5 protein-coding genes are annotated in these 6,180 nt (G+C 70.6%); 4 read left to right on the forward strand and 1 reads right to left on the reverse strand.

Features of this window, described 5'->3' with window-relative positions; all coding sequences use genetic code 11:
• On the forward strand, positions 1-507 hold a 507-nt coding region (locus tag HW445_RS15570), incomplete at its 5' end, for a CdaR family transcriptional regulator (RefSeq protein ID WP_180221620.1).
• 117 nt (positions 508-624) lie between these two features.
• Here the strand turns inward: HW445_RS15570 and HW445_RS15575 are convergent.
• Entirely contained in the window at positions 625-2,007 is a 1,383-nt protein-coding gene (locus tag HW445_RS15575; protein ID WP_180221621.1) for an MFS transporter, read from the reverse strand.
• Positions 2,008-2,620: 613 nt separating this feature from the next.
• On the opposite strand from HW445_RS15575, the gene HW445_RS15580 reads away from it, so the two are divergent.
• The 3 genes from HW445_RS15580 to HW445_RS15590 are packed head-to-tail and all read left to right on the forward strand — an operon-like array spanning position 2,621 to position 6,158.
• Positions 2,621-3,841: a glycosyltransferase family 2 protein gene (locus HW445_RS15580; RefSeq protein ID WP_180221622.1), complete on the forward strand. Its 1,221-nt coding sequence runs from the start codon at positions 2,621-2,623 to the stop codon at positions 3,839-3,841.
• Entirely contained in the window at positions 3,838-5,115 is a 1,278-nt protein-coding gene (locus HW445_RS15585; protein WP_308799214.1) for a DegT/DnrJ/EryC1/StrS family aminotransferase, read from the forward strand. The genes HW445_RS15580 and HW445_RS15585 overlap by 4 nt, the downstream gene beginning before the upstream one ends.
• Positions 5,112-6,158: a glycosyltransferase family 2 protein gene (locus HW445_RS15590; RefSeq protein ID WP_180221624.1), complete on the forward strand. Its 1,047-nt coding sequence runs from the start codon at positions 5,112-5,114 to the stop codon at positions 6,156-6,158. Before HW445_RS15585 ends, HW445_RS15590 begins: the two co-directional genes overlap by 4 nt.
• Positions 6,159-6,180: the final 22 nt, after the last annotated feature.

Raw genomic sequence — 6,180 nt, forward strand, 5'->3', positions numbered from 1 at the left:
ACCGACCTGGCCCGCGACGTCGCGCGCAGGCTCGGCACCGCCGTGCACGACGCGGTCACCGTCGGAGCGTCCGCGCCGCAGGAGGTGCTGTCGTCGGGACCCGACCAGGTGGCCGTCGCCTACCAGGAGGCCCGCCGCTGCCTGGACGCCCTCCGGCTCCTCGGGCGGACGGGTGACGGCGCGGCGGCCGAGGACTTCGGTTTCGTCGGCCTGCTCCTCGCGGGGGACCGGGACATCTCCGGCTTCGTCGGCCGCACGATCGGCGAGGTCGTCGACTACGACGAGCGGCGCGGCACCGACCTGGTGCGCACGCTCGACGCCTACTTCGCCTGCGGGATGAGCCCCGCCCGCACCAAGGACGAGCTCCACGTCCACGTCAACACGGTGGCGCAGCGGCTGGAGCGGGTGGGCCGCCTGCTCGGCGAGGACTGGCAGCGGCCCGACCGGGCCCTGGAGATCCAGCTCGCGCTGCGCCTCCAGCGCCTGACCTCGCCCTCGCGCGGCTGACCGGCGCCGTGCCCGGCTCCTGGACCCGCTCCGACGCGTCGAAGGCTCCGTACACCCTGGTGTACGGAGCCTTCACACGTGCGGGCCGGGGCGGCCGGTGCCGTCCCCGGCCGGGGATCACACCGCCTGCTCGCTCCTGGCCGCGCCGGCCGGGGTACCCGTGGGGGTGCTGGAGCCCTCGATGTCGTTCAGGTCCCGGTCGCGGGTCTCCTTGGCCACGGCCACCGCGATCAGCGTGACGACCGCCGCGGCGATCACGTACAGGGAGATCGGGGTCGAGGTGCCGTAGCTGGAGAGCAGCGCGGTCGCGATCAGCGGCGCCGGAGCGCCCGCGGCCACCGAGGCGAACTGGGCGCCGATGGAGGCGCCGGAGTAGCGCACCCGGGTCGAGAACAGCTCGGAGAAGAACGCGGCCTGCGGGGCGTACATGGCGCCGTGCAGGACCAGGCCCACCGTCACCGCGGTCAGCAGGGAGAGGAAGCCGCCCCTGTCGATCAGCCAGAAGAACGGGAACACCCACAGGCCGATGCCGGCCGCGCCGAGCATGTAGACCGGGCGCCGGCCCCAGCGGTCGGAGAGCGCGCCCCAGGCCGGCACCGCGCAGAAGTGGATCGCGGAGCCGACCAGCACCGCGTTCAGCGCGGTCTGCTTGGACATCTCGGCCGCCTCGACGGCGTACACCAGGATGAACGCGGTGATCACGTAGAAGGAGATGTTCTCCGCCATCCGCGCGCCCATCGCGATCAGGATGTCCTTCCAGTGGTGGCGGAAGACGGCGACCAGCGGAAGCTTCTCGGCGGCGCCCTCGGCCTTGCGGGCCTCGGCGGCGGCCAGCGCCTGCTTGAAGACGGGCGACTCGTCCACCGACAGGCGGATCCACAGGCCGACGACCACCAGCAGGCCGGAGAGCAGGAACGGTATGCGCCAGCCCCACGAGGTGAAGGCGCTCTCCGAGAGCGTGGCGGTCAGCAGCGCCAGCACGCCGGTGGCCAGCAGCTGACCGGCCGGGGCGCCGGTCTGCGGCCACGAGGCCCAGAAACCACGCCGCTTCGCATCGCCGTGCTCCGACACCAGCAGCACCGCGCCGCCCCACTCGCCGCCGAGGGCGAAGCCCTGCACCAGACGCAGCACCGTCAGCAGGACGGGGGCCAGACTGCCGATGGTGGCATGGGTCGGCAGCAGGCCGATGGCGAAGGTCGCGCCACCCATCATCAGCAGACTGATCACCAGCAGCTTCTTGCGGCCCAGCCGGTCTCCGTAGTGACCGAACACCAGGGCACCCAACGGGCGGGCCAGGAAGCCGACCGCGTAGGTGAGGAACGCCAGCAGCGTGCCCACCAGCGGGTCCTCGTCCGGGAAGAACAGGGTGTTGAACACCAGCGCGGCGGCCGAGCCGTAGAGGAAGAAGTCGTACCACTCGATGGTGGTGCCGATCAGGCTCGCGGCGACGATCTTCTTCAAGCTGTTCGGCGTCGGGGGCGCGGCTGCCGATGAAGCCATGGTGACCACTTCCAGATGTGGGATGGGACGTCTACGTGTCGGCACAACGTAGAAAGGCCCAGGTCAAGCGCACATGTGGTGGGACACCATAGTTTTAGCCGCAGGTGTGCGTTCCTCCACCATGACGGTGCGATCGTTCCTCGCCGGTGCCGTTGTGGGAGGCCGAAAATCGCCCCCGCGACCCCCTTGTTCGGCCTGCATCGCCCACAGGATTCCTCCCGATTTCCCTCCCGCGCCACTACCGCACCGCGCTGTGCGGGCATCCGTGCGTCAGTCGCGTCAAGAATGCTTCGGGTCAATACGTCGATACGGTCCGGTGAGCGCGATCCGCTTTCGGCGACCGGGCCCGGTCTGCGTCATCCACCTGCGACTTCCCGTAAGAATGCAAGCGCTTCGAAAAGTTTCGCCGGTTTTCCCGTCCGTGAGATATCGACGGTATGCGCGAAAGCGGGGTGTGGAGAGGGTAACCGACTGGTTGACACGGGATCGGCCGTGCTGCCACCATCATGCGTCGAAGCGCTTCGACAAGATCGGGTCGTTCGCCGCAGTCACCGCCCAAAGCTGCCTTTCACTAAGTCAATCGACATCAGCGACTCGCAAGGTGAATCAGCGCATGGTTGATGCAGGCAAGAAGATTTCCGTCATTGTTCCCACTTTCAATCGCGCGTCTCTGCTCATGGAGACATTACGAGGATTGGCTCGGCAGGATCTGGAGCGTTCCGAATTCGAGGTCATAGTCGTCGACGACGGATCGACGGACGAGACCGAGAAGGTCGTCGCCTCCTTCGCCCAGCGGCTGGACATCGGATACGTCTTCCAGGAGGACAAGGGTTTCCGGGTCGCCGCGGCCCGGAACGCAGGAGCGCGGTTGGCCGCGGGGCGCATCCTGGCCTTCCTCGACACCGGCGCCGTGGTCGGCCCCGGCCATCTGCGACACCACCTCGCGCTGCACGCCGACGAGTCCGAGCACCGGGCCGTGGTGGGGTACGCCTACGCCTATCGTCCCGAGGACCCCACGGCAGGCCTGGCACAGATGAGCGGCAGACTGCTGCCGGATCGGCTGTTGGGGGTCTACGCACACGACCCGTCGTTCTGGGACATCCGGCACGGCGCGTTCCTGCGCTGCGGCTGGGACCTCGGGGAGCTGGCCGTCCCCTGGATCCTTCTGTGGGCGACGAACTGCTCGGTGCGCGCCGACGACTACTGGGCCGTCGACGGGTTCGACGAGGACTTCCGGCAATGGGGCGTCGAGGACATGGAGCTGGGCCTCCGCCTCTTCCGGCACGGCGTCCGGTTCGTGGCCAGTCGCGAGGGGTGGGCCATTGAGACGCCTCACGACCGCGACGGGGACTCCAACGCGCAGGGCAACCGCCACAACATAGGGCAGTTGCTCGCCAAACACCGGGAACCGGTGACGGAGATCGGCTGGTCCCTCATCAACAGCGACCTGTACTGGCCCTGGGAGGACGACTACCGGTCGCTGCTCAGATGGACCGCCGAGGCACGGGGTATGCGGGGCCAGGAGGAGATCGCCTCGGCCGTGAGCGATCTCGGCGGTGAGGACCGGGTGGCCGTCATCGGCTGTGGCGGTGCGGTTCCCGACACCCTGCGCGGAGCGAAGCTGTTCGACTTCGATGCCGCCTTCCCGGCATCAGGGGACGGGACCGCGTGCCACGCCATCGGCCTGCGCACCCCGCTCCCGGACCACTCCGTGGACGTGGTGGTGCTGACGTCGAGACTGGCCGGCCTGTGGCCGCGATGGAACCTGGAGATCCTCGCGGAGGCACGGCGGATCGGCCGCGAGGTGCGGGCTCCGGGCCTGGAGCGGCTGTGAGGGCGCCGAGTCCGACGCTGGCCGTCCACGGCGGGCGTCCGGTGCGCGACGAGCGGTGCCCGTGGCCCGTCTGGCCCGTGGCGGCGCCCGGTGCGTCCGCCGCACTCGACGCCGTCCTGCACAGCGGTAGCTGGGCCCTCACGAGTCCCTACCGGGAGGAGCTCCAGGAGCGCCGGTTCGCGCGGAAGTTCGCCGACTACGTGGGAACGGAACACTGCGTGCCGACCGATCACGGATCGAGCGCCCTGGTGATCGCCCTCGAGTCGCTGGGCCTGCGGTACGCGGATCCGGTCCTGGTGCCGGCGCTCACCTGGGCCGCGAGTGCCACAGCGGTCCTGCGGGCGGGACTCGTGCCGGTTCTGGCCGACGTCGACCCGGCCACGGGATGTCTCGATCCGTCCGCGCTGGCGGGGGAGTCGGAGCTGGGCGCCGTGATCGCGGTGCACTGGGCGTGCAACATGGCGGACGTCCCGGCCATCAGCGCCGCCGCGTCGCCGCTGGGCGCGGCGGTCATCGAGGACGCCGCCCAGGCGCACGGCGCCCGATGGCAGGGGAGGCCCGCCGGATCGCTGGGCGTTGCCGGGTGCTTCAGCATGCAGCACTCCAAGGTGCTCACCTGCGGCGAGGGCGGGGCCGTGGTGACCGACGACGCGGAACGGGCCGGACTGCTCGAGGAACTGCGCGCGGACTCACGGCGCTACCGCGAGGATCCGGTGCGCGGCGAACTGCCGCTGAGGGAGAGCGCCACCACCATGGGGGCGAACTTCTGCCTGAGCGAGTTCGGGGCGGCCCTGCTGTGCGCGCAACTCGACGTCCTCGACGAGCAGCACACGATCCGCAACCGGAACTACGCGACCCTGGGCCGGTTGCTGGCCGATGTGCCCGGGGTCCGGCTGCTCACCCGCCGTCCCGCGCAGGACCGGCTCTCCCTGTACGAAGTTCCGCTGGTCTTCGACCCCTTGCCGCAGGACGGGACCAACGTCTGGGTGGCCACCGCCCTGACCGCGGAGACGGGCATGCGCGCCTACCCGCCGCGGCCGCCGCTGTCCCGCAGTCATCTGCTGGCCCCCTGGGCCAAGCCGACGCTGGCGCCCCTGGCGGAACGTTTCACCCAATGGAACGCGGGACGGAGGTTCGACGGTGCCGAGTACCTGTCGCACCACGCCGTCCTGCTGCACCACAGCGCCTTCCTGGGGACCGAGGAGGACATGTTCGACATGGCGGACGCCGTCAAGAAGATCACGCTGTACATTGCCGCCGGGCGGCCGGCATGACACAGGAACTGGTGGTGTCCCGGGGCGTCTCGGTGGTGGTGCCGACCCGCGGCCGGGTGGCGGTGACCGAGCGGATGCTGGCCAGCGTACGTGCGGCGGCCGAACGCTGCCCCGAGCCCGTCGAGATCGTCGTCGTGGACGACTCCGGCCCCGAGGACGCCGCACGCCACCGTGACCACTGCGCACGGCACGGCGCCCGTTACCTCCGCGGCCCCCGGCACGTCGGAGCCAAACGCAACCTCGGGGCACGGCACGCCACCCACGATCTCCTCCTGTTCATCGACTCCGACTGCCGCGCCTCACCCGATCTGCTGCGCAGACACGTCACCGCCATCCGCGCGGCGGACGACACCGACGGGCTCGCCGGTCCGACGGTCGTGGAGGAGAGCCCCACAGCCGTGTTCCGGATCATGCGCCGCTCCCACCTGCTCCACGGCGATCTGGAGAAGCCGGCGACCGGCGGCGAGCTGGAGTGGGCGACCACGTCCAACCTGCTGCTCCGCCGGACGGCCTTCGACGCGGTGGGGGGTTTCGTCGAGGAATCCCTGACCGTCGTCGCGGGCGAGGACGTCGACCTGGGGATCCGTCTCACCGGACAGGGCTTCACCCTGCGGGCCGAGCCGGGCGCCGAGGTCGTGCACGACCGGCTCAGCTCCGAATCACTGCGCAGTGTCTGGCGCAGGCTCTACGGGTACGGCAGATCGGAGCAGTGGCTCACCACGGTCCACCCCGACCGGCGCACGCCTCGCTGCAACCCGGCCGTCGTCCTGACGGCGGTGACCGTGGCGGCGCTGGCCGCCGCTCCGGCGACACGGGGGAGGAGCGGTGCGCTGATACCGGTGACGGCGGCGCTCGCCCTTGGGCTGCGAGCCCGTGCACGTCTGTCCGGAGGTGGCCCGCGCGCCGTCGCCGACTCCCTGGCCTGCGCGGCCCTGGAAGGCGCCTTCGATGTCGGTGCGATGGTCGCGGCGCTGCAACTGCGCCGGCCCGGGCTGCTGTTCACCGGCTTCCGGCCGACCCCGACCGGGGGGTCCCGTGTGTGAGGGGGGACCGCGCACCGGGTCG

Source organism: Streptomyces sp. UH6 (assembly GCF_013421635.1).
Classification (GTDB): Bacteria; Actinomycetota; Actinomycetes; order Streptomycetales; family Streptomycetaceae; genus Streptomyces; species Streptomyces abyssomicinicus.